General features: G+C 60.6%; 17 protein-coding genes. 11 read left to right on the top strand and 6 right to left on the bottom strand.

The features are described from left to right. The first annotated feature begins 20 nt into the window (after positions 1-20). Positions 21-1,985: a bacteriocin-associated integral membrane family protein gene (locus tag BJ985_RS07455; protein ID WP_179387082.1), complete on the top strand. Its 1,965-nt coding sequence runs from the start codon at positions 21-23 to the stop codon at positions 1,983-1,985. Positions 1,986-1,989: 4 nt separating this feature from the next. Next, positions 1,990-2,643 (top strand): ABC transporter ATP-binding protein, encoded by a 654-nt coding sequence (locus tag BJ985_RS07450; protein WP_179387081.1) that lies wholly within the window; start codon positions 1,990-1,992, stop codon positions 2,641-2,643. Here BJ985_RS07450 and BJ985_RS07445 read toward each other — a convergent pair. Beyond that, a complete protein-coding gene (locus BJ985_RS07445) occupies positions 2,624-3,391 on the bottom strand; it encodes a class I SAM-dependent methyltransferase (RefSeq protein ID WP_179387080.1) in 768 nt (255 codons plus the stop codon). The two genes, BJ985_RS07450 and BJ985_RS07445, sit on opposite strands and share 20 nt — an antisense overlap. 24 nt (positions 3,392-3,415) lie before the next feature. Here BJ985_RS07445 and BJ985_RS07440 point away from each other — a divergent pair, with 24 nt between their 5' ends. Next, the gene (locus tag BJ985_RS07440; protein ID WP_179387079.1) at positions 3,416-4,525 is read left to right on the top strand and encodes a glycosyltransferase family 4 protein; all 1,110 of its coding nucleotides are present in this window, start codon (positions 3,416-3,418) and stop codon (positions 4,523-4,525) included. Here BJ985_RS07440 and BJ985_RS07435 read toward each other — a convergent pair. Continuing rightward, positions 4,440-5,858 carry an MmpA family trehalose lipid delivery protein gene (locus tag BJ985_RS07435; RefSeq protein ID WP_179387078.1) on the bottom strand — a complete coding sequence of 473 codons (1,419 nt, stop codon included), beginning with the start codon at positions 5,856-5,858 and terminating at the stop codon, positions 4,440-4,442. The genes BJ985_RS07440 and BJ985_RS07435 overlap by 86 nt on opposite strands. Beyond that, positions 5,848-7,002 (bottom strand): PorA family protein, encoded by a 1,155-nt coding sequence (locus tag BJ985_RS07430; protein ID WP_179387077.1) that lies wholly within the window; start codon positions 7,000-7,002, stop codon positions 5,848-5,850. The genes BJ985_RS07435 and BJ985_RS07430 overlap by 11 nt, the downstream gene beginning before the upstream one ends. A 9-nt stretch (positions 7,003-7,011) precedes the next feature. On the opposite strand from BJ985_RS07430, the gene BJ985_RS07425 reads away from it, so the two are divergent. Further along, the gene (locus BJ985_RS07425; RefSeq protein ID WP_179387076.1) at positions 7,012-8,172 is read left to right on the top strand and encodes an acyltransferase family protein; all 1,161 of its coding nucleotides are present in this window, start codon (positions 7,012-7,014) and stop codon (positions 8,170-8,172) included. Here the strand turns inward: BJ985_RS07425 and BJ985_RS07420 are convergent. Genes BJ985_RS07420 through BJ985_RS07410 form a run of 3 tightly spaced genes read right to left on the bottom strand, consistent with a single transcriptional unit; the run spans position 8,093 to position 11,890 of the window. Further along, a complete protein-coding gene (locus tag BJ985_RS07420; RefSeq protein WP_236587125.1) occupies positions 8,093-11,161 on the bottom strand; it encodes an alpha-(1->3)-arabinofuranosyltransferase domain-containing protein in 3,069 nt (1,022 codons plus the stop codon). The genes BJ985_RS07425 and BJ985_RS07420 overlap by 80 nt on opposite strands. 2 nt (positions 11,162-11,163) lie before the next feature. Then, complete coding sequence (locus BJ985_RS07415) at positions 11,164-11,361, bottom strand: DUF2613 domain-containing protein (protein ID WP_005325448.1); 198 nt, start codon at positions 11,359-11,361, stop codon at positions 11,164-11,166. A 22-nt stretch (positions 11,362-11,383) separates the two neighbouring features. Further along, positions 11,384-11,890, bottom strand: a complete 507-nt coding sequence (locus tag BJ985_RS07410) for a universal stress protein (protein WP_005329423.1) — start codon at positions 11,888-11,890, stop codon at positions 11,384-11,386. Positions 11,891-11,948: 58 nt separating this feature from the next. Here BJ985_RS07410 and BJ985_RS07405 point away from each other — a divergent pair, with 58 nt between their 5' ends. The 7 genes from BJ985_RS07405 to BJ985_RS07375 all read left to right on the top strand — a co-directional run bounded on the left by BJ985_RS07405 (position 11,949) and on the right by BJ985_RS07375 (position 24,211). Then, positions 11,949-13,109, top strand: coding sequence for a glycoside hydrolase family 3 N-terminal domain-containing protein (locus BJ985_RS07405; RefSeq protein WP_179387075.1), 1,161 nt, complete (start codon positions 11,949-11,951; stop codon positions 13,107-13,109). 34 nt (positions 13,110-13,143) lie between these two features. Continuing rightward, positions 13,144-14,829, top strand: coding sequence for a VanW family protein (locus tag BJ985_RS07400; protein WP_179387074.1), 1,686 nt, complete (start codon positions 13,144-13,146; stop codon positions 14,827-14,829). Between the two features lie 3 nt (positions 14,830-14,832). Further along, entirely contained in the window at positions 14,833-16,614 is a 1,782-nt protein-coding gene (locus BJ985_RS07395) for an ABC transporter ATP-binding protein (RefSeq protein ID WP_005325452.1), read from the top strand. 645 nt (positions 16,615-17,259) lie between these two features. Then, on the top strand, positions 17,260-18,744 hold the full coding sequence (locus BJ985_RS07390; RefSeq protein ID WP_005325453.1) for a SpaH/EbpB family LPXTG-anchored major pilin: 1,485 nt from the start codon (positions 17,260-17,262) through the stop codon (positions 18,742-18,744). 193 nt (positions 18,745-18,937) lie between these two features. After that, the gene (locus BJ985_RS07385) at positions 18,938-19,846 is read left to right on the top strand and encodes a class C sortase (protein ID WP_049378962.1); all 909 of its coding nucleotides are present in this window, start codon (positions 18,938-18,940) and stop codon (positions 19,844-19,846) included. 4 nt (positions 19,847-19,850) lie between these two features. Further along, positions 19,851-20,702 carry a SpaA isopeptide-forming pilin-related protein gene (locus BJ985_RS07380; protein ID WP_083312490.1) on the top strand — a complete coding sequence of 284 codons (852 nt, stop codon included), beginning with the start codon at positions 19,851-19,853 and terminating at the stop codon, positions 20,700-20,702. Further along, on the top strand, positions 20,702-24,211 hold the full coding sequence (locus tag BJ985_RS07375) for a DUF6923 family protein (RefSeq protein ID WP_179387072.1): 3,510 nt from the start codon (positions 20,702-20,704) through the stop codon (positions 24,209-24,211). The genes BJ985_RS07380 and BJ985_RS07375 overlap by 1 nt, the downstream gene beginning before the upstream one ends. The last annotated feature ends 19 nt before the right edge of the window (positions 24,212-24,230 follow it).

Here is a 24,230-nt window from a genome sequence, read left to right as displayed (position 1 = left end):
TTAGTTAAGGAAAGTATTTCATGAAAGAAGGCGTTAGCCTTTCTCAACGAATTCTCGCCGCATTTTGCGTACTATCCGCATTGTTCTTGGGGTATTGGGCGTTTGCGATGACGCAGTCGGAGGGAATATTTGAAACCGGCTCTTTTATCAACGTCGGATCGAATGATGGCCAGGGCTCTGAAATTCTTGCTGCACTCGATGAGGCTGCGCAATCGAAGGGTGAGCGCATTGCAGTGGAGCTCGAGCAACCGGATCATACCGACATCTACGCCGCAGGGGACTTTGGTAGCAGTTGGTACGACACGATTGCGCCGGGCAGTCCAGTTCGCGTACACGATCTGTCGGAATTACCGGATGAGGATCCGCGTCAGCTTCTGCAACTGTCCGGAGGCGAGGATTTCAAAAATACAGTGTATGGGATTCTGGATGCTTACAGCGCGCAGCATCAGGAACTTGAAAGCCTAGAGTGGTCGTTCCTTTTTACGGATACCGCGCTAGCCGGAATTTATTTTTTGATTCTGGCCACGTGCTTTGCTGTCGTCGTGGCCGGCGCGATCGCGCGAACGAGGGATTATGCCGTGTGGCAGCTCATGGGACTATCGCCTAGCGTCATATTTGCACGTGAGTTTCGGCGTTCTTATGCAAGTGCATTTCTTAGTGCACTGGCCATCGGGGCGGTGGCGTTGGTGCTATGCGCAATATTAGTTTCACCACGAGTGATGCTAGGGATTATGCGCTACTCGGCAGTATTTCTGTTTCCGCTTCTCGTTGTCATGGTGGTGGCATTCCTCCTGACTACATGGGCGTGTAAAAAGCTAGCGTTGAGGGATCGGCTCAAAGGGAAGCTGCCGCAGCGCAGTACCGTGGCAATTGTGGTTTTGTTGAAACTCGTGCCCTGCATTGCAGCTGTAGGACTCATAGCCCCAGCACTAAACCACCTGCATGAAGTGGAGGTGCAAAATGGCGTTGGTAACTTCTGGAAGCAAGCCGATGATTTGCAGCTCCTGGAACTTTCAGGGGCGCGTGATAGCGATGGCATCGTAGATTCAACACACAAGTTAGCCGAGCTTGCGCGGGCTAAATCTGCGGTTGGTCAGTTTCAATATGTACAGTTTTCTGAGGACTCACCGGCAGAGTTCGGTGGAGTCGGCCGGGATATGCTCAGTTTCAACTACACGGCAGCGATGCGTTCGGTGGAAGGCCCACTGCGCGAGGAATTGCAGAATAATCCGCCGCACGAGCCCACGAGGTATATTCCGCGAGGACTGGAAGGCATTGCAGATTCGGTCCCGAAGGACTTCTATTGCAGCGAGCACGAATGCCCAGTGGAGATCCTCGATAGTGATGACTTTGACGTAGCTACTTGGCAGATAGATGAAACTGGTTGGGGAGAACAGATAAAAACTGCGGGGCCGGTGATGACCATCTATCCGGACGACCAGCTGCCGTCAGATAGAACCATTGTTGCCGGCATGACTCAGAATGGCACTGGCTTTCTGGGTGGGGTTCCGCCTGAGCTTCGCGGTGATCCGGACCTTAGCAACTTCGTTTTGAAGACCAACTCGGCTGCACATCTATGGGCCAAGGGAAACGCATCGCTGCGTGCCGATACCGTTGCGTTGGTCCTCGGTGTCATTGCTGCGGCTCTGATTGCGCTAACCATGGCGGTCATTGCGGGCTTTTTGTATCGAAAGTTGTTTGCACAGCGGCTTCGCGTCTACCGGTTCATGGGAATCCCCATGACTCGGGCGTATCGATATTTATGGCTTGCTGACGCCGCAATCTGTTGCGTCACCATCGCTTATCTATGGTTCAAAGGCGGCCAAGCACGAGAGCTAGAACGCATGAATAGTATGCCCGCCGTCGTCGCTCAGCTGAAAGTAACGTCAGAAGCAATGGCCTACGGGGTTGGGCTTTCGATTCTTGTGGCTGTCGTTTCAGTAATGACAATGGTGCACATCTCATATCGGGCAGGAAAGAGATAGAAGAATGAATGAGGCCGTAATAAAGATTCGGGAAGGTCGCTACTCCATTGCTAAACGCACCTTGTGGTCCGGCGTGGATATAGATATCGCGCCAGGGCAAGTAGTCGCCTTAACTGGGCCTTCGGGCTGCGGAAAAACCACGCTATTAAATTGCTTAGGTCTTCTGGACTCGCTCACCGGCGGAAGCATGGAAGTGCTCGGTCACGATGCTACGCGTATGAAAGAAAGGCAGGCGCGAAAAGTGCGTCGCAACGATATTGGCTATCTATTTCAGGATTTTGCTCTGGTTGATACCGATTCGGTTGCCGATAATTTGGCTGTAGCATTGCCTCCTAAGACGCCGCAGGCTAAGAAGTCAGAAATTATTTCCGGTGCGCTGGAGCAGGTGGGCTTAGCTGGGCGAGAGAAGGAGAAAGCATTTTCCTTAAGCGGTGGCGAACAGCAGCGAGCTTCTTTTGCCCGTATCTTGGTACGCACCCCGAGCCTCATCTTGGCGGATGAGCCAACTGCGGCTCTCGACAGTAAGAACAGCGACCGCGTGCTGTCCCTACTGCAGGAGCAAGCCGCTGCTGGTGCTGCTGTCGTCGTGGTTACCCACGATGATCGAGTCCGGGATCAATGTAGCGAGGTATTCGAGCTCAGCGCGTATTGCCATTGAAACTTTTAGGTTGCAATACCAACGTCAAGTTAGACACCGCAAACTCCCGCACACCCGGCACGCGGGTGAGCCACCAAGCCCAGCTGGGATGGTAGCGGGGGAAGGCGAGTTTGAGTGCGCCGGTGCGCTGTGCCCAGTGGAGGCCGGCGGAACAGGGGACGTCGAAAAGCGAAGTGCCAAAGACATTCTTGGGCGGGTGACCGTGGCGGCGGGTATAGCGGTCGCGGGCAAAGCCACCGCCAATGTAGTGCTCCCACAGGCCGGTTTCGTGGCCACCAAAGGGGCCGAGCCACACCGTGTAGCTCAGAATGGTGAGGCCGCCGGGGCGGGTTACGCGCAGCATTTCCTCGCCCATATCCCAGGGATTGGGGATGTGCTCGGCCACGTTGGAGGAATAGACCACGTCAAAGGAATTATCGGCAAAGGGCAGATTGGTGCCATCGCCGCGCACGGAATTGCTCAAGTGGATGCCGGCCGCAGACATTTCGCCGGCATCCGGCTCCAATCCCACATAGCGGGCGCCGCGCCGGGCAAAGGCATCCGCAAAATAGCCCGGGCCACCGCCGACATCGAGCACCCGTGCCCCAGAAAGCGGCACGCCTAGGTCGCGGCCGAGGTTCTCCACCAGCGCGGCCGTATCTTCCGCGAGCCCGCCGTAGAAAATCTCCGGGCGCGTCTGCTCGAAGCGGAAGGAACGCAGCAGCTGAAAGGAGCGGCGCAGCGTGGCCATCTCACGGGTATGTCTCATAACCCACTAGGCTAATACCTCACGATGAAGATTCTTTTACTATGCTGGCGCGATTCCACCCACCCGCAAGGCGGTGGCTCGGAGCGCTACTTGGAGCGAGTGGGCGAGTACCTGGCGTCTCAGGGCCACGAGGTGGTCTTTCGCACCTCCAAGCACATGAATGCCGCTCACCGCGAGGTGCGCGACGGCGTGCGCTATAGCCGCGGCGGCGCCAAATTCGGCGTGTATCCGCGTGCTTGGGCGGCGATGCTGGCCGGCCGCCTGGGGCTGGGAGATCTGCGCGGCGTGGATGCGGTGATTGATACACAAAATGGCATCCCCTTCTTCGCTCGGCTGGTGTCCGGGGCACCGACGGTGCTGCTTACTCACCATTGCCACCGTGAACAGTGGCCGGTGGCGGGTCCCCTCTTGGGCCGGCTCGGTTGGTTCCTTGAGTCCCGGGTAGCTCCGCGCGTGTATCGCGGCGCTCCCTATGTCACCGTGTCTGAGGCCTCCCGCCAGGATTTGGAGGCGCTGGGCATTAAGGGCGCGCACATCATCGCCAATGGCCTGGACCCGGTTCCGGATCACGTTCCTTCCCTGGAACGAGAGGCCGAGGTGCACCTGGTCACGCTCTCGCGCCTAGTGCCGCATAAGCAGATCGAGCATGCCATGGATACGGTGGCGCAGACCCCGGGTGCGGTCTTGGACGTCATCGGCTCCGGCTGGTGGGAGGCTAACCTGCGTGCCTATGCCGAGGAGCATGGGGTAAGCGATCGCGTGCGCTTTCGCGGCCAGGTGACCGAGGACTATAAGCACGCCCTGCTCGCCCGCGCCGATGCCTTGCTCATGCCCTCGCGCAAAGAGGGGTGGGGATTGGCAGTAATGGAGGCGGCCCAACATGGGGTGCCCGCCGTTGGCTATACATTTGGCCTGCGTGACAGCGTTATCAACGGCAGGACCGGCATTCTGGTAGAGCGCGAAGAGGATTTCGTGGCGGCCACCAAGCAGCTGCTTGCCGACGCCCCCCTTCGCCGCACCCTCGGCTCCAACGCGCGGGATTTTGCCGCTAGCTTCTCGTGGAAGAAGACCGGCGAGCAGTTCGCGGAATTGCTGCAAGGGCTAGTAGCGGACACGCCATCCACAAAGCGGTAAGCGCCCACGGAACCTGCGGCCGGGGCGCGTTCGTTTCCGCGGCTATGGCACCGTCCACCACGACCACACCGACGCCGATCTCGGCCAGCCGGTTCATATCGTGCTCTTCCCACGCGCGCAGCGCCGCCCGGTAGTGCGGCGAGGCTTGGTCCACCACGGTCCCGTCTACGCTTAATTCCCCCGATTCCACCATGGCCACCGCCTTGGAGTAGGGGTCGACGGCCACGCCGCTGGGTACCTCCACAAGATTGGCGCGCTCCGGAAAGAAGGCCACGCGGCCGTCAATCGCGCGCACCAGCTGCTCATCTATTCCTGTATCCCGCGGCGCGAGCACCGTGAGGCGTCCTGGAACGGGCAGCAGCTGCACGGTCGCCGCCACGGTGGCCAGTGCCGCCGGCAGATTCGGCAGCGCTCCTAGTGAGGCTACATAGAGCGGCAACGCCAACATGGTCAGTTTCCCGCTATCGCGCAGCAGCGCCGCCCCCGGTACGTGATCGATGGACCACACCAGAGCGCCGGGAACCAGCCAGAAGAACATCGCCCCGCCGAGCCCCATTGCCGCGAGGACGCTTAACCGCGCGGGAACTCGCCACGCCCCGAGCAGAGCGATGACCGCCACGATGACGCCGCACACGGCGAACCCGATGGCTGCTTCCGCATTCCAGATGCCGCCGAGCCGCAGCAGCGCGCCCGCGGTGCCGACGTAGTCTTCTGCCCGCGGGGCAAACGCGGCCACCGCCGCTGCGGTATCGCCGGGTGCGGCGGGATTGAACATGCCCGGAATGGCCCACGGCAAGCACAGAATCACGCCGCCGAGGGCTACCCGCTTGCGGCAGGTCACCGCCGCGGTCACCACGGCAAAGAGACCACCCGTAGGGGTAAGCGATGCTCCCCACATGGCCAGCCACGCCACCCAGCTGTGCCTTCTTCCTGCCCACGCGATGACCGGCAGCAGCCACGCAGCCACCGCAAGCGACCACTGGCCCTGCAGGAGACGCTCGATGACGAAGGGATTGGCCACCGCCACCGCCATCGCGCTCACCGCGGCGACTGTAGAGCGCGCCCAGCGCGCCGCGGTGAGCGCGGAGGACGCGGCGGCGGCAAAAATGAGCACCCGTGCGGCCCACGCGCCGCCCACGAGAGCGAGGAAACCGTCCTGCGGTGCGTTGCGGGCGGGCAAACTGCCGCCACCAAAGGCCGAAGGGGAAAGGGCCGGATGGTCAAGCAACGCCATATCGCGCCACAAGAACTCGCCGGGTAAGGCAAAGGGCCAGCACACCGCGGCCACGAGGAGGGTGCCCCAGATAAGGAGTAAAAGACGCTTAGCCTTCACGGTGGCGGCGCATGTACATATAGGCGGCACAAAGCAATAGACCAACGCCGATGGCCTTGCCGGCCCAGCCGATCACCATCAAGGCGCGAATGGTGCGAATGACCGGACGCACCTCATCAAGGCGCTCCGCGCGGGTCCCATCGGACCAGCGCAAATCGGCGGCGAAGATGGAGCGGTCCTCTGTATCATCATTCGCCACCATGGTGCCGGCCTGCTTTTCGTCTGCGGCGAAGAAGATCTTGATGTTCTCGCGCAGGTCCACCATGGTGCCGGTGGTGGGTTCGACGGAGATATCGCGGCCGATGGTGTAGAAGGGCTCCACCGTGACCCGGTCAGTGGCATCCAAGCCGAGGAGCTCGCGCGACTCGGCGTCGTAGAACCGCTTCGCTGGCCCGGAGATACGGAAATCCTCGGCCGCTAGTTGGTTATCGCCGGTGCCGGTATCGACCTCGGTGGTAATGCTTTTGCGCATATCAGCCAAGGAAATGGGCTGGATATCGTGGTGGAAAGAATAGGTAGGGATACCATCGAGCTTTTCCGTCGTGGTGAAGTCCACCGCCGTGGAGGATTGCGTCGCTAGATCGAAAAACGGATAGGAGCGCTGCTCGGTACCGGAGGGAAAGAAGTAGTTGATTCCATCGCGCTCGAAGTCGGTGCGGGCCATGCCGGTATCCAGCGCCGGTAGGACAAATCTCCATTTATCCTTTGGCGCGGCAACCGGGTAGGTGGACTCGCGGTTCAACACGGAATGCTCCGTGATTTGGGCAAGGGGAGTATCGCCGGCGAGCAGGCGAGAGAGCGAATCGGAGTTAGCGAGCGCATCATCTTCTGCCACCTCAGAGGTGGTGGTATTGCGCTCGATAGTAAGCAGGTCGTGGTGCAGGTAGCACCACATGGGCGCCTGTTTTTCCTGGCACTGCGGGTCTTTGCTATCGCCGGTGGCTTTGGCGCCGGCGATAAAAGCGGGCGCATCCATCCACACGCCGGTGGACGGTGCAGTGACAGTGTTGATGTTTTGGTCGAAGGCCAGCGGCCGGGTTTGGTTGTTATACAGAGGCGGCACCACGGTACCCAGCACCAAGAAAATGACGGCGGCAATGACAACCCACGCCAGTGGCGAGCGTGGCCAAAGGTAGCGTTTCATTGCAGTAGTATGTCCAATCAGTTTCAGGTCGATCCGGGGTTAGGAGCAAGCGTGCAGCCGCAGGCATCTGTGAAAAGCGTACCCCAGCATCTGCCGGAGCTGGACGGTCTACGCGCGGTCGCCTCCCTTGGAATCATTGTCACCCACGTGTCTTTTCAGACCGGAACCGGGTGGGGGTTTGCCGGGCGCTTTGATTATTTCGTCGCCGTCTTCTTTGCGCTCAGTGCCTTCTTGCTGTGGCGTCGCCGCGGCTTGCACACCTTATCCGGCTATGCGCGCTCGCGCGTGGCCCGCCTATTGCCAGCCTATTTTGCCTGCGTGGTGGCGGTGATGCTCCTGCTTCCCGACGCCCACTCGCTCACCCTCACCCAACTGCTGAGCAACCTGACTTCCACGCAAATTTATGTGGTCGACGGGTTGGCCCCAGGTCTTACCCATCTGTGGTCGCTGTGCGTGGAATTCTTCTTTTATCTCTTCTTACCTGTGCTGGTGTGGCTGCTTGGAACGCTGCCGCGGCGCTGGCGCATTGCCGCCATTGTCTTGGCAGGAGTGCTCAGCTGGGCGTGGGGATTCGTGCCCTTTGTAGCCGATTACACCAAGGGCCAGGTCAACTCGCAGATCTGGCCGCCGGCGTATGCCTCGTGGTTTGCCGTGGGAATGCTGGCCGCCGAATGCGAAGAGGCCGGCATCAGTGGGCGAGTGCAGCGCGTGCTGCGGCCGCGCTGGGCGTGGTGGCTCGCGGCGGCGGTGGTGCTGTGGATTTCCAGCCGCGAGTGGTTCGGGCCGCAGGGGCTGGTGCATCCAGGACCGGGCGAATTTTCCCGCCGCATCATTGCGGGAGCGGCCTTCGCCGCAGCCGTGGTGATACCGGTAGCGCTTGCTCCGCGGGACAAGTCCTGGCTGACCACTCCGCTCATGCAGGCACTGGGCGCGTGGTCCTATTCCATCTTCTTGTGGCATGTGGCCATTCTGGGACTGGCGTTTCCGCTTACCGGGGTGCCGCTGTTTAGCGGGAAGCCCCTGGACTTTTGGGTGATTCTGGCCGTAACGGTGGTGGCCACCGTGGTGGTCTCGGCCGCGAGCTATACACTCATCGAGCGTCCCGGCCGGGATTTTCTCCTCGGTCGGAGGCGAAAAGACAGGCCACGCCCGCGGCACACAAGCAGCTAAGCAGGAGCGAATCGCCCGCATAGGAGCCCGATGTCCACGGCGCGCGGGCGAGGATCGCCCCGGCCGCCGCTACGACACCGGGCGCGAGGTAGGCGCGCGGGATGGTGGTCCAGCGCAGCACTAACCAAGCGGCAACGGCCGCCACCGCGGCCGGCCAGCCGGTCAGGGCCAGCGCGCCGAGCGCGACCACGGCCGAGGCGGCACCGCCGCGCGGCGCGCGCCACGTGGGCTGGGACGGGCGCCGCGTGGCCGCCAGGATGCACAGGCCGAGGGTGAGCAAGCCCACGGCGCCGCCGAAGAGGAGGGTGGCGCGGTAAACCGGTTGGGCGCTAAAGGTCATGCGGAAGTCACCGGAGCGGCCGGCCGGAATGACAAAAGCTTGGGTGGCTGCATCGATCTCGCGCGGGGTGAGCTCTTCCTCGCCTAGGTAGCCGCGCAGGCCCTTATTGAAGGCGCGACCGGTGACCAAGAGGCGATCCTCATCAGCGGCTGCAATCGAGTACCCGGTGGGCTCGGAAGAGCCTGCTGGTTGCCAGCCCTCCTCGCGCAGGCTCACCCACGGCCCCGTGGTGCGCACGCGGTGCGTGCCAGGGCTGAGGGTGAGGGATTCGCCGGGGGAGTAGCGGTGATCGTCGATAAGCACGGGCTTGGTGGAATCCACCGCCACGCGCATGGGGCGCGGCGCCGTGAAATCGCGGATGAGCACGCCGGTATCCTGCAGCATGCGCTGGAAGAAGAATTGGTGCACGTCAGGCGAGGTATCCGGGACGGTCACCACGCGCTCGACCGGCTGGCCTTTCACCCCTAACTCCGCGATGCCGGTGCGGTGGGATAGCTCTACGCGGATGGCCTCGGTATCGCCGCCGGGAATGCGGACTTCCTGCGAGCGGAAGGGCTGTAAGTCCACGTCTACGGCCGCGCTGCCAGAGCGCACGGTCACCGTGGTGGCGCTGGTGGCCATGAGCTTGAGGCGCGGCTGGGTGAATTCGCCGCGCAGTTCAATCCACCCGGCATCATCGCCCGGCGCGGGCCACCAGGCGGTGGAGTTTTCCCCATCCACCGCGGCCGTGGCGGACTTTTCCGGCTGGGCTCCGCCAAAGGCGGTGGCATCGGCGGCCGAGGAGGAGACCGCTACCGAACCGCCGTGGGTTTCCACCTGGGTAAGCGGACCAGCGGAGGGATAATCGCGCAGGCGGTTATTCACGTGGCTGGGATCGTCTGCCGCCAGGGGTGCGGAAATGGGGCCATCGAGGGTGCCGTAGTTGCGGTCTGTGAGCGTCGGGGTATCGGTGACGATATCGGCGTCGCGATCGACGAGCTGTCGGGTGGTGGGGGTGGAGTGGGCGTCGAGAAGCGCCAGGGCTTCCCCACCGCCGGCCACGCGCACTGGATCTGTAGGTCCTAAGGACATGCCGGCGTGGTTGAGCAGGATGACATCGACTTCGCCGAAGCGATGGACTTCGTCGCCAAACTTGCTGGCCAGCGCCTCGTCCTCGCCGGTGAAGAGATCGTGGCGCACCATGACCGCGCCGATGCCCAGGCGCTGCAGGGAGCGCACGCCGGTAGCCGGATCTTCCTTGAGTGCGGCCATGACGCCGTCGAGCCCGCGGATGGCCTCTGGCGGCACGAGCGGGATGGCATCGCGCACGGCCCAAGGGACATCGAGCAGCGGCTGGGCCGGCTCGTCGCGCGTCCACCCCCAGGTCTGCCGGGCAAAGGACGCCTCTGGGTAGATAAGGGTGCGGGTATCGGCGGCATGGGTATTGATAAAGTCCGTGGCCTCGTGCCAATAGGAGGGCACCTCTTTATAGGCACCCAGCGGCAGCAAGCGCTGTGACCATGCCGGGGAGATGACCGCGATGCACAGCAGTAGCGTGAGCGCGCCTACTGTCTGCTTCTTGGTAGGCCGCAAGCTGTGCGGTAGTGGCAGGTGCGCGCAGGCGCGCGCGACGCCCAGCAGCAGCGGGATGCGCACTAGTGGATCGAATTTATGCAGGTTGCGCAGCGCGGCCAGCGGTCCATCGAGCGCATCGAGGTACCACGCTGCTTGACAGCCCAGCACCGCGATGCCCACCACCAGCATGACGGACCACACGCGCGGCAGTTTGGTGAGCCCGTACATGCCCACGGCCGCGATGCCCATGGTGACCAGCACAAAGAAGGACTCGGTGGCGAGTTCGTAGCCGGCCACGCGTTCGGTATCGACAAACGGCGTCCAGCTCGTGGTGCCGCGCAGAATCTCTGGCAAGTTGAGCCAGCGAGTGGTTACGCGGGCGGATTCGATGAATTCCGTAAACGGCGGGGCATAGCGGCCAAGCACGACGAGCGGGCCGATCCACCACGCCGATACCGCCAGGCAGCCTAAGAGCCAGGCCGCGCCGGGTGTGAAGGCGCGGCGGTAGAGCAGGATTACAGCGGCCGGGGTGCAGGCGGCGATGGTGGCGGTGGCATTGACCGCGCCCATCAGCGCTACGGGGATGGTGGCCGCGGCGGCATCGCGCCAGGTGAGCTTGGCATTGAGGAAGGGCAGGATGACCCAGGGGGCGAGCATGACCGGCCAGGTCTCAGAAGAAATGGCGGTCAGCGTAGAAAGCGTGCGCGGCGAGAGCGCGTAGAGCATCGCTGCCACCCAGACCCACCTTCCGCGCAGGCCCACCTTGCAGGCGAGCTTATGGAAGCCGATGAAGCCGACGCTTAAGACCAGTAGCCACCAGAGGCGCTGGGCCACCCAATCGGGCAGGGGCTGGGTTAAAACGAAGAATGGTCCCTGGGGAAAGAGATAGCCATAGGCCTGATTCTGTAGCTGCCCCAGGGTAAAGGTATCCGTATAGGCGCTGAGCGCCCCGCGGAGAAAATGCAGCGGTTCGGCCGCCAGATCATGCTTGGTATCGGCGGCCGTCAACCCCCACGGCTGCACGAGCAGGATGAGCGCTAGTGAAAGGATCCCCAGCGGGTAGGGGCGGGCAAGCCGCCCGCGGAGGGTACGCACACCTAGTTGCGGGATCCGTACTCAGGGCCGCCCAAAACCGCATCGGAAGCAGAAACCGCATTGCCTTCTGGCACGGTATCGGTGCCGGAGAACTGTGCGATGCCGATGATGGTGATGACGCCGAGCGCGATGCCCACAACAGCGCTACCGATGGCAGGGCCAAGGGTGCGCTTGTTCAAAGAATCGGTTTCCAGAGCCATGGCTAAAGATACTAGCAGCTATTTAGAAGTATTCTGCCTCATCATCGTCCGCGTCATCCTCGTTTTCCTGCGGCACGATAAAGACGGGAAGGCCGGCATTGCGCACAATCTGATCGGCGGTGGAGTTAGTCCACCAGGCGCGGAAACCGGTCAGGGCGCGGGTGCCGGTCACGATGACATCCACGTCCAGCTCGTGTGCTGCATCAATGATGGCGGAGGAAATAGTGGTGGCGGATTCCACCAAGTGGGCGCGGCCGGCTAGGCCCAGGCTTTCGGCCAGCTCGATGCCCTGGCGGCAAATCTTTAGCGCCTCTTCATAGGCCGGATCCTCTTCGACGCCATCCGGGGAGACGGTGGACTGGTGTATTCCGGTGCGGCTGACGGCGCGGGCGGTCTGCCGGGCTACCGGCTCCCAGGCGGTGAGGATTTCTACCGTGGTGGGGCGCAGCAGCTGGGCCGCGTACTCGAGGGCGCGGCCGGCTCGTTCGGTGCCATCGTAGGCAATTAGCATTGTCTCGCCGTTACTCATGTCACTAGTCTACCCACCGCTTGCGACAGAACGCGAGGAATATTGCACACTAGAAGGCATGAAAACTCCGCGCATCCTTGCCAGCCTCGCCCTCGTGACGGCCTTGGGCGCCTGCTCTACCTCCACCCAGGAGGACAATGAGAGCCAGGACTCCACCACCGCGGCCGCGTCGAGCTCAGCTGCCGCGACGCACGAGACGCACGAAGAGACGTCGCAGGAAGAGGCCCCGCAGCAGGACATCCGCGCCATGGCTGCCTCGGTGCTGATGCCGCCGGTCACCAACTACGACGACGCTAAGGCCAAGCTGGAGGCCGGTGTGGGCGGAATCTTTATCCCTAGCTGGGCGGATCCAAACCTGCTGCAGGAAGAGGGCCGCGATATTAATGCCCTGCGCCAGGAGGTGGGCCGCGACTTTGAGGTCTCCATCGATTTTGAGGGCGGGCGCGTACAACGTTTCTCGGAGATCCTGGGCGAGTATCCCGCGCCGCAACAGATGGCGGCCGAGCGTTCCCCACAAGAGGTGGAGCAGCTCGCGCACGAGATTGGCACGAGCCTCAAGGTGCACGGTATCAACGTGGACTTTGCACCGGTGCTCGACGTCGATGGCAACGGCCTAGAAGTTGTGGGCGATCGATCATTTTCCACCGACCCGGTCCAAGCAGGCGAGTATGGCGCGGCCTTTGCACGCGGGCTGGATTCCGCTGGGGTCAAGGCCGTGTTCAAGCATTTCCCGGGCCACGGCCGCGCCTCTGGTGATACCCACCTGGCCGAGGCCGTTACCCCGCCGTTGAAAGAACTAGAAGGCCACGAGTTCATTCCTTTTAAAACCGCTCTTCCCCAAGCGCCCAATGCCGCGCTCATGATGGGCCACCTCGCCGTGCCCGGCCTGGGTGATGGTCAGACGCCTGCTTCCATCCTGCCGGAAGCCTATGGCCTAGCCCGCGAGACCCTGCAGTACGACGGGCCCATCTATACCGATGATATCGGCGGCATGAAGGCGATTGCGGATTCGCTCCCGCTTGCCGACGCCGTCGTGGCCTCCCTCAATGCCGGTGCCGACATGCCCCTGTGGTCCACCGAAAGTGACATTAATGCGGTGATCGACGCCGTTGTTGGCGCCGTCGACCAAGGCCGCCTGCCACTCGAACGACTTGCGGACGCCGCCCGCCATGTCAGCGCTCCCCCGGCCGGCGCTGCACCCGAGCCCGCACAGGACTAGGAAAAATGCCACTAAAACCGTTAACCTTTAAGGCGTGAAAAAGGCAGAAGGAAAAAACGGTGCTAAAGGCTGGCTCATCGCGCTCGGCGTATTGGTCGGCCTTGTCCTAATCGCGGGCATTGCTTATGCCTGGGATGTCGCAGCAAACCAGGACAAGATTCCGCGCGCCGTTTCCGTCAACGGCGTGGATATCTCCGCCATGGATCGCACCGCCGCCGTGGAGAAGCTCGAAGACGAGCTTGCGGGCGTAGAAACCGAGCCCGTGAGCGTTACCTCCGGCGACCTGCACACCGATTTCGTTCCCTCCGAGTCGGGCCTCGCCCTGGATAACCAGCGCGCCGTGGACAATATTGAGGAGCCTTCCCTTAATCCTTTTACCCGCCTGTATAGCTTCTTCCGCTCCACCCGGGATATTCCGGTGGAGACCAACGTGGATGAGGCCCAGCTGCAACCGGCCCTGGACCGCGTGAAGAAAGATCTCTCTACCGATCCAGTCGATGGCATGCTGGAGCTCAACAATGGTGAGCTCAAGGTCACCGACCCCAAGCTTGGCCAAACCGTGGATGCCGGCGCCCTGCACAATGCGGTTACGGATAATTGGCTCGATTCCGAGGGCGTAGACGTGGACCCACAAGAGGTAGAACCAGCCATCAATGATGAAGCCATCGAGGCCATGCGCACCGGCGATGCCGCCAAGGCGCTGGATAATCCCATTACCTTGAAGGCCAAGAATAATGTCAGCGCTACCCTGAATAAGCCGGAAATCTCCCAGTTCACCAGCATTGAAAAGAAGGACGGCAAGCTTAAGCTCGCCGTGGATACCAACCGCGCGCAGGAGCTGCTGGCCGAGCGCTCCGAGGGCGCCGATGTCCCCGGCGTAAATGCCAAGATTTCCTTCAACGGCAACGACAAGCAGATCACCCCGTCCGAAGATGGCGAGATCATCGATTGGGAGCCGACCATGAAGGACTTTGACAAGCGCGTGACCGGCGACGACCGCGAGTGGGATGCTACCTACAAGCCGGACCCAGCAGAGTTCACCACCGACGATGCCAAGAAGGCGACCTTCAACGACACCGTGGGCGAGTTCACCACTGAGGGCTACTCCGCTGCCTCCGGCAAGAATATCGAGCTGGTAGCCCAACAGGTCAACGGCGCCGTGGTCAACCCAGGCGAGACCTTCTCCCTCAACGGCCACACGGGCCCTCGCGGCACGGCACAGGGCTACGTTGAGTCCGGCATCATTATCGATGGCCACTCCGGCTCCGCCGTGGGCGGCGGCATCTCCCAGTTCGCCACCACCTTGTACAACGCTGCCTACTTTGCGGGCATGGAAGACACCGCCCACACCCCGCACTCGTACTACATTTCCCGCTACCCAGCCGGCCGCGAGGCCACCGTGTACGAGGGCGCCATCGACCTGCAGTTCACCAATACCTTCAATACCCCAGTCCGCATTGAGACCGACTTTGGTGGCGGCAAGATCACCGTGCGCCTGAAGGGCACTAAGACCGTCGACGTTGAGTCTGTGAACAACGGCCGCTGGGCCAAGACGGAGCCGCAGCGCAAGTCGGTGAGCGAGGATTGCTCGCCGTCGTCTGGCGCGCCGGGCTTCACCACCTCGGATACCCGCGTGATCAAGGACCTCTCCGGCAAGGAGATCTCCCGGGAGACCACCACCACGGTCTACGACCCGCAGCCCATCGTTACCTGCGGTTAAGCCATGACCCGGCCGATGCACACCGCGGTGAAGGACCCGGCGGACATCGATCAGCTGGCCCAGCACCCGGTTGCCTTCCGCCGCGTCGCCGGCCTGTTTCGCCCGCACCGCGGCACGCTGTTGCTGGTGGTGGCACTCATCATCGCCACCTCCGGGCTGACGGTGGTGCAGCCTTTCCTGGTGCGCCGCACCGTGGATGAGGCCATTCCTGAACACGACACCGCGCTGCTGCTGTGGCTCGTCGGCGGCATGCTGGCCATCACCGTGGTCTCCCAGGCCATCGGCGTTATCCAGTCCTTTCTGTCGGCGCGGGTGGGGCACACCATCATGCACGAGCTGCGCACGCAGGTCTTTGCCAACCTGCAGCGCCAGTCGCTGCAGTTCTTTACCAATAACCGCGGCGGTGAGATTCAGTCGCGCCTGACCAATGACATCGCGGCGATGCGCGGCATGGTGACCACAACCGCGACATCCGTGGCCAGCAACCTCACCATGACTGTGGCTACGTTGGTGGCGATGGTGGCGCTTTCGCCTACCCTCTCGCTTTTGTCCCTGGTGGTACTGCCGCCTGCAGTGTGGCTGACCCGCCGCGCCGCCGTTCTGCGCCGCAGCCTCATGGAGAAAAACAGCCGCGCGCAGGCAACATTGCAGCAGACCATTTCGGAGAACCTGTCCGTGTCCGGCATGCGCCTGGCGGCCACGCTGGGTGCGCAGGAGCGCGTCTATGACGGCTTTGAGAAAACCTCCCGCTCCCTCATCCGTTTGGAGCTGGAATCGCAGTTGGCCGGGCGCTGGCGCATGGCGCTGACGCAAATCATCTTCGGCGTGATGCCGGCCCTGATTTACCTGGCGGCCGGCTTGCGCCCGGGCATTACGATTGGCACGCTCATCGCCTTTTCCACCCTGCAGACCCAGATCTTCCGTCCCATTACCGGCCTGCTCAACGTGGGCGCGCAGTGGGTGGCGTCGATGGCGCTGTTTAGCCGCATCTTCGAGTACCTGGACCTGGAGCCCGAACTCACCGAGGCCACCCAGCCCGCCCAGCTTGCCGACGCCTCCCTCACCCTCCAGCACGTCTCCTACCGCTACCCCGGCACCGACACCGACGCGCTTTCCGACGTCTCCCTTTCCATCCCCGCCCACACCACCACCGCGCTAGTGGGGCATACCGGGTCCGGCAAGTCCACGGTGGCCGCACTTTTTGCGCGCCTTGCCGATCCGACCGAAGGCACCGTGCACCTGGGCGGGGTCGACCTGCGCGATATTCCACCTGAGCAGCGCGCGGAGGTCATTGGCGTGGTCTCCCAGGAGACCTACCTGATTCACGGCACGGTGCGGGAGAACCTCCTCTTCGCGCAGCCGAATGCGAGTGAGGAACAGATGTGGGCGGCGCTTAACGCCGCGCGCGTGGACGAGGTCATCGCCGCGCTGCCGGAAGGTCTGGACACAGTGGTGGGCTCGCGCGGCTACCGCTTCTCCGGCGGTGAGCAGCAGCGCCTTTCGCTTGCCCGCACGTTGCTGCGCCAACCACGGGTGCTCATCTTGGATGAGGCCACCTCCGCCCTCGACAACGAGACGGAGCGCGCCATCCAGGAGGCAGTGCTTGGCGCGGATGCTACCCGCTTGGTCATCGCCCACCGCCTGTCCACTATCCGCGATGCCGACCAGATCATCGTCCTCGACGCTGGCCGCGTGGTCGAGCGCGGCACCCACGCCGAGCTGCTTGCGTGCGGCGGTGCCTATGCGGCGCTTCTTCGTGCTGTCGACGAGGCTCAGAGTACGTAGAGAGCTCTTGTCAGGAATCTTAACGCTATTAACTCTTTGGTACGTGGGCTGTTGAAGGCTGAGAATCTAAATGAGTTCAGGGTACCTTGAGCGCTCTTGGTGACGCTTCCTTTTATGGGTCATCAAAGGGGATGTTCTACCTGGTGGTATTGGCAGCATATATGGTTCGTTTCGTCGTCGTTGGAAGGTGCTCTCTGGGAAGCTACTCTCCTGCGTGAAGCTTGCATTCTATGTAACGGGTGTAAAATCGAGCAGGCTTACCCCCTTAAAGGGGCAATGTGTTCAGTTTCACACAAAACTAGATGACGTCTCGAAAGCATTAGTTGAACTGCAGAAGGAGTCTTCACGTTTGGGTGGACCGTGCGGATTCTTGAGAAGTTTAGCCGGTTTTGCGGGGGAGGAGCTTTAGTCGGGGACTTTGCCCAACACGCTGGGGTAGAATCTAGTTATGTAATCCACAGGCTATCGTTAGTTAAGGTTGGGGCCTGCGTAGACGTTTCCACCTGAAAACTACTCCTACTCTCGGCAGGCGAAAGATTCTTAGCAACGAGTCAGGTCATGGTGCGTGAACCGTGGGGAATGGATTGCACACAGCCAATGAGGCGCGGTGCCTCATTTCAGAACTCGTGTAAAGGACCAGTTTCCGTGAACAAGATCTCTCGTACCGCTCGTTCGGTTACTTTCGCTGCCGTCGTTGGCCTCTCTATGGGTATCTCCGCTCCGGGGGCCCTGGCGCAAGACGGTGCTGTCGATGCACAGCCTGCTGCTGAGCAGGGCGCCGTGAACAAGGCAAACATCAATTTCAACCAAAAGGGCTCTATCACCCTCTTCAAGAAGAAGGGTGCTGAGTCTGGTACTGCGGCTACCGGTAAGGAAATGGCAGGCGTTCCGGGTGAGGCTCTGTCTGGCGTGACCTACAAGATCACCAAGCTCGATTACGACCTGCAGAAGGATGATTGGGCGGCGTTCCCGAAGTCGGCTGCTGACGTCAAGGGCGACAAGAAGACTGCGGAAACCAAGGAAGAAACCACCGGCACTGATGGCAAGGCAGCTTTCACTGATCTGCCTTTGGGCATCTACTTGGTAGAGGAAACTAACGCTCCGGACGGCATCGTTGCCGGTGCTCCGTTCATCGTGTCGGTGCCGATGGTTAACGAGGCATCGGATGCCTGGAACTACGACGTCATCGCGTACCCGAAGAACACGGAAACCAAGACCAAGAAGACTGTCAAGGATGCAGATCAGAACATCCAGGACGCGTACACCTACACCATCAACGCGGATGCTCCGACCTGGGGTGCGGGTAAGAGCCTGACCGCCTTCCGCTTCGAGGATCAGCTGGACCAGCGTTTGGACTTCCAGAAGGTCACCGAGGTCAAGGCTGGAGAGACCGCTCTGGGTGCCGGTGACTACGAGGTCAACAATCCGGCTGAGAACGGAAACAAGCTCGTCGTTAAGCTGACCGACCAGGGCCTTGCCAAGGTTAAGTCCGGTGACAAGATGTCTCTGACCTTCGAGGTCAAGCGCAAGGAAGTGGGCGACACCACTGAGCTGAAGAACCAGGCTGACGTCATCTTCAACAACCCGAACACCGGCAACGAGGTCAAGAACAAGACCAATGAGGTCGTGACCTACCACGGCAAGCTGAAGGTTGTGAAGAAGGACGGCAAGGAGGACGGTAAGGTCCTGGAAGGTGCTGAGTTCGAGCTATACCAGTGCACCGCGGCAAATAAGCTGGGCGGTAAGTTGACCGTCAAGGAGCAGGACAAGTGGACCACCGGTGCTGACGGCACCATCACCATCGACGGACTGCACGTCACCGACTTCGCAGATAACGCACAGGTCACCGACATCAAGAAGTTCTGTCTGAAGGAAACCAAGGCTCCAGCGGGCTACGCACTGCCGGAAAACCCTGTTACCGAAATTGAGTTCACCCGCGAGAACATCGCGAAGACTGGTGAGCTCGAGGGTGACGACGCCGTCACCCTTGTTTCTGAAATTGAAAACATCAAGCGCGACACCCCGAACCTGCCGATGACCGGTGGTGCCGGTGTGGGCATCCTGGCTGCTATTGGCGCAGCAATTGTTGCTGCTGGTGCTTGGTTCGCTCGTCGTACCGCGCGCAACTAATAGCCGGGCGTAGTTCCGGTGGCGCAGACTGTCCATGATGGTCTGCGCTGCGGGTCGGGTAATCAAAATATGGTGCTCGACCCAGTGAGGGGACTGGGCTAGGTATAGACTTCAGTCCCCTTCATTCTCTTTCGTTGTAATCCCGGTCGCGCTGCGCTAGCGCGTGGGGTATTGTTTTGGGTGGTGCGGGTCGTTGACTACGGTGGTAGGCCAAAATGCAGGCCGACGGCACAGGCGCCGTGGAGGCCTAGTCCTTCCGGCGGTAATCGTTGTCGTTGGGTTGTTGGTGATGCTGTACCCAGTGGTCTCGACCGCATGGAACAATTGGAACGCCTCAAGAGTGGCGCAGGAATATGCGCGACTGGATAAAGAGACACCGGCGCAGGTGCAGGATTCGGTGTGGGATGCTGCACATGCATACAACGAAGAACATACGTCGGGTCCGATCTTGGATCCGTGGCTGAACCGTATCGGGGTAGACAATCCCGACTATGAGGCTTATTTGAAGCAGTTGGGTGAGACCGAAGCGATGGCCCGCCTCGTGTTCCCAGCAGTAGACGTTGATCTTCCGGTGTTTCATGGCACCGCAGATAAGACACTGCAGCGTGGTTTGGGGCATTTGTATGGTTCTGACCTGCCGGTCGGTGGATCAGGAACCCATTCCGTCATTACGGGGCATACGGGTCTGGCAAATTCGACGATGTTTGATCACCTCGACTCTGCCACCGAGGGAGATGTGTTCTATATCCAGGTTGCTGGCCACAAATTGAAGTACGTCGTAGACGACATTCAAGTTGTGCTGCCGAGCGAGGTAGATGGCCTACGGCCAGTCGCTGATCAGGATTACGTCACACTGATTACGTGCACCCCGTACGGGATCAACACGCATCGCTTGCTGGTGCGTGGCCATCAGGTTCCTATGGAGCCTGGGGAGGAGTCGGTGTTTGAAAACTCCCATGGTCCGGGCTGGCAATGGTGGATGTACGCGCTGTTGGCTGCGGTGATTGTCATTGGGTGTTGGCTGGTGTGGTGGCTGCGTCGCCAGAAGGCGGCTACCGGGGTGCAAGAAGTTATTAATAAGGAAAGTAGCGTGCGGGAGTAAGGCGATGAAGAGGTTGACAAATGCATGGTCGGCCCGAGTGGTTGCCGTCGGAGTAGCGTGTGCGGTTGCGTTCGCAGGGCCGGGCGTCGTTGCTGCAGAAGCGGTGCAGGTTGCCGGGCAGCAGTCCACTGGTGCGGAACGCACTTCGGCTACGGATACAGTGACAATCCGGCTGACACAAGGCAATCCCAACGACGATGGCCAGCCGCCCTCGGGAAAAATCCAAGGTGTCACAATTCATCTGGACCGGCTTGCCGGCTTGGACCCGACCAACGCTGACGACGCAGCCCGCGTACGGAACGCGAATCTCGACGAGGTTCGTGATTGGCGCACCGATGTGCACGTGGATCTGGTCACCAATGCCAATGGCGAGGTGACGTTTGATGGTCTAGCTCATGGCTTCTATGTGGTGACGTCTACAGCGCCGGATGATTCCTACCGAGAGATAAACCCGTTTGTGGTGGCGGTTCCATTCCACACGGTGGTAGATAACCCGAAACCAGTACCAGGAGTAATCGTGGCTAAGACCCACAAACCGGGTGAAACGCCGACGCCACCCACGTCGTCATCTGCTCCGAGCGCTCCGCCGTCACGCCCGGATACCCCGCAAACACCTCCGAACTATCCACCGACTAAACCAGGGAAGCCACCTCACCAACCCGAGACAACGCCGCCGGGTACTCCAAGTGCCGGTAAGACCTCAACCCCAGTAACGTCGTCGGGCAATGGTGGCTCATTGGCGATGACCGGTGCACAGGTAATCGGTGTAGTAGCCGCAGCGTTGGCATTGATTGCCACTGGTTTCGTGATGATTGCCTTTAGCCGTAGGAAGAATTCAGAAAGCGAGGGACGCTAATGTCCTGGACAGATTCTCATCCGGTCGAGCCGGTTGTGTACCGCTGGCGTGCTCTTGCGGCGTTCATTGCTGCACTGGCTCTCGTTGTTGGTGTTGCTGCACCGGCTGCTCTGCCCGGAATCGTTGGTGCCGTAGCCGAAGCACAAACCACAACCCTGCGCACCAAGCTCGATTCCGCAGACCAACTGAGCCTGACTGTTGGCGACTCCGCAACATTTGAAGGCCACTTTGTTGACGCCGGAACCGTGGAGGAGTTGGAATTCACTGTTGAGACTGCAGGACTGGAGTTCGACGGCTCGGCCTACACACTGACTATCGACGGCGAAGTGATCCCCGTCCGCGAAGGAGACAACCTCGTTGTAAAATCAACCAGTTCTTCAGTGACTTTCCGAATCGCTGGCCTTTCTACTGACGTGCCAGCAGGGGCAGCTTTCTCACTGAAGATCCCAGCGGTCGCAGAGGAATCCGAACTGAGCGGGATGTCCGTCGACGTGCGTGGAGTAGCCGAGGAGACTACCAGCACGTCATCACCTGAATCCAGCGAAGCCTTAGAAGCCCCTTCGGAGGTGACTGAGCCGCTTGATATTGCTGACGTTGACGCGGCCCCAGCCCGTCTGATGGCGGCGCCGAACATTACCCCGTACGCTGCAGGCGACCGCACCATCACGATGGTAAACGATGGATACGTGCTCAAGGGAAGCCGCTATATCCCGAACTTTAAGATTCCGGCCGGTGAGCTTTTTGGCGGCCAGCTGTCCATTCCGCAAGGCACGGTGGTTACCCTCAAATCCAGCGTTAACAGTTATTTATCGACTAACCCTGATGACCTGACGATCTATTACACCGGTGCCAACGGAGGTTGGTATGAGGCGAAGGTGACCTACAAAAGGATTAGCGCCAAGGAATACCAAGTCATCCTGCCGCAGATTACTATTGGTGGCACCGCACAGATTCAGTTTAAGGGTGTTCACCGCGGGCCAGCCGATACAGTGTTTACAGCTTCCTTCACCGTTCCTGCGAAAGAGGAGTGCCAAGATCCGGTTACAAGCAGACAGCCAAAGCGCGATCTCACCCCAGCTGAATTTGCCGACGGTAGCCCTGTCTACGTTGTAACCAGTGAACCTAAGGATCTTCGCCGAGACACTTCCATTCTGAGCCGTCAAGTCAACCAAGGCCGAGACTTTCGCCAGGTGGGAGAGTCCACTCCCTGGGTGTACAATGCTCTAGCCTTTGATTCGAGTGATAACTGGCTCTATGCGGTGAGCCAGAGTCGCGGCCGAAATGGTGATCCTTGCTACCCGGCAGGAAATCTCCTTCAGATCAATCCGGCAACCGGTGAAGTATATAATCTTGGGCCTATTTTAAAGGCCGGAAGTACCGGTACCCCGTTTGAAACGAGCGGCGACCGGGATGTCCTCAACGCTGGCGTGTACACCAGCGAGGGATTCTTTGTGGCCAACACGTCCACTTCTGGTAGCCGTCACCTTTATAAGGTCGACGTCGACAAAGTCACGGCTCAACGCGTGCTAGGAAGCCAGAAGTCCTACTCGGAGGACTGGGCGGTGCTCCCGCAGGCCCAGAAGTATATGTGGGGTTTCCAGAGTAAGGCTCAGGCAGGCGACAAGCTTATCCTTGAACGCATTGACACACAGACCGGCGACATCAGGACCTGGGATCTCACCGGCATCAAGACCTTCGATGGGCGCACGATCTCGAACCCCTCTGCTTCTTGGGGCAAGGCGTGGACCTACTCCAATGGAAACCTGGGCTTTGGCTCGGGTAGTGCGAATGCGAATCAGCTGGGCTTTGAGCTAAAGATCACCAACCCAGATGATGATAGCCCGAAGTTCGAGCTGGTCAACATAATGAACAACCTGCCTGCTTCATTTAACACGGACGCGGCCTCCGACCTAGTTCCGCCACCGCCAGCGCTGCAATCAAACATTGCGGTGAAGAAGCAACGCTCCGAGACCAAGGTGGTGGACGGTGAGGTGCGGACTTTTTGGACTATCTCCGTGGAAAACACTACGGACAATGCCAGCTCGGGTGGTACGTTCTGGGAATACCTACCAACGGATACTCACTATGGTGTGAACGCTACCGACCCCACGGCAAAGTTTGAGGGCTTTGGTCCGGGATCTACCGTGGTCAACGGCCGTGGTCCGGGGCCCAATGAGATCAAACCTGAGAGCGGCATTTACGCCGGGATGGACGTGCCGTCAGCCACAAGTGGTGAGGTGGGGTACATGAAGGGTTACGTGGGTACCCTTCCCGGACACGCGAAGGTAGAGTATGTCGTCTCTGCGCCGGTGCGAAAAGATGAGAACGGCAACCTCAAGACGGTGTGTAGTCCCAACAAGGTGGCCTTCCAGGCCACGGACGGGGAGTCGAGCCCGGCTGAAGATGACAACGTTGCTACTGAAGCCTGCTTGAATAAGGTTGCTGTCGACAACACACCGCAACCTGTTCTTGGTGCAGTGAATGAATACACTGCGAAGTACAACGTCGTAGTTGAGGCACCGGACGCACCTGGCTTCGACACCAACGACGTGATCTACGGCAAGCTCACGGACACCCCGAAGTTCGTTGGTGCTGCCACGGTGACTGGAGCCACTGTGGTCTTCAAGGATGAGTTCAACAGGACCAGCCAGCCGCAGTCGTACCTGGGCGCCGGTCCGTACGAACTCAACAAGAATGACACTCCGAAGATCATTAAACCTAAATCCAAGGGTGTTGGCGGAAGTACAGGGCAGCATGTCTACGAGGTGACGGTGCGTTTCAAGCTGGATCGTTCAAAGCTGGACAGCACCTCTGTACCCGCCGGGTACCCGAGCCAACCTGCAGGAAACACCCGCTGCTACACCAAGGATGGCCTGCACGAGCCCAACTTTGGACTCATGAACGAGGCAGAAATAGGCGGCTGGAAGGATACTGACTGTATCCCGCTGGAGACCAAGGAAACTATGGACGTCCTGCTCGAAAAGGCGAGCTATAATCCGGACAACCCGGACGAGATCCAAACCGACGGGTTGCTTGGCGGCGCGCAGTTCACCGTCCACCGCGGTGATGCTAACGGCAACCTGAAGCTAAACGCGGATGGCAGCGTCAACGCTGATGCTAACCCCGTGGTGAAGCAGTCCACGACCACCACCACAGGCCGCGTCAAGCTCGAAGGCTTGGACGCCCCTGGCGTTTATTACCTCATCGAGACCAAGGCACCGAACGGCTATAATCTGCTGCCCGCGCCGATCAAGTTCTCGACGGAGTGGGATCAGAATGGCAATGCAGTCATCAAGGTGCTCTCCGGGGGGACCGCGATCACCAGTAATAGGTGCGCTGAATCTGACACCTCTGCCAACTGTGTGAAGAAAATCGGCGTCCTTCAGGTCGCTGACATCACCAAGGGTGCACTGCCCAAGACCGGTGGTGAGGGCGTAGGCCTGTGGGCGCTCGCTGGTGGCGCGATTGTCGCGGCAGGGTGCCTCGCTTTGCGACGCCGCTGGGCATAGAACCACCGCTTGCGGCAAC

The sequence above is a fragment of the Corynebacterium tuberculostearicum genome, assembly GCF_013408445.1.
GTDB classification, from domain to species: domain Bacteria; phylum Actinomycetota; class Actinomycetes; order Mycobacteriales; family Mycobacteriaceae; genus Corynebacterium; species Corynebacterium tuberculostearicum.
This window is presented reverse-complemented; position numbering and strand designations above follow the sequence as displayed.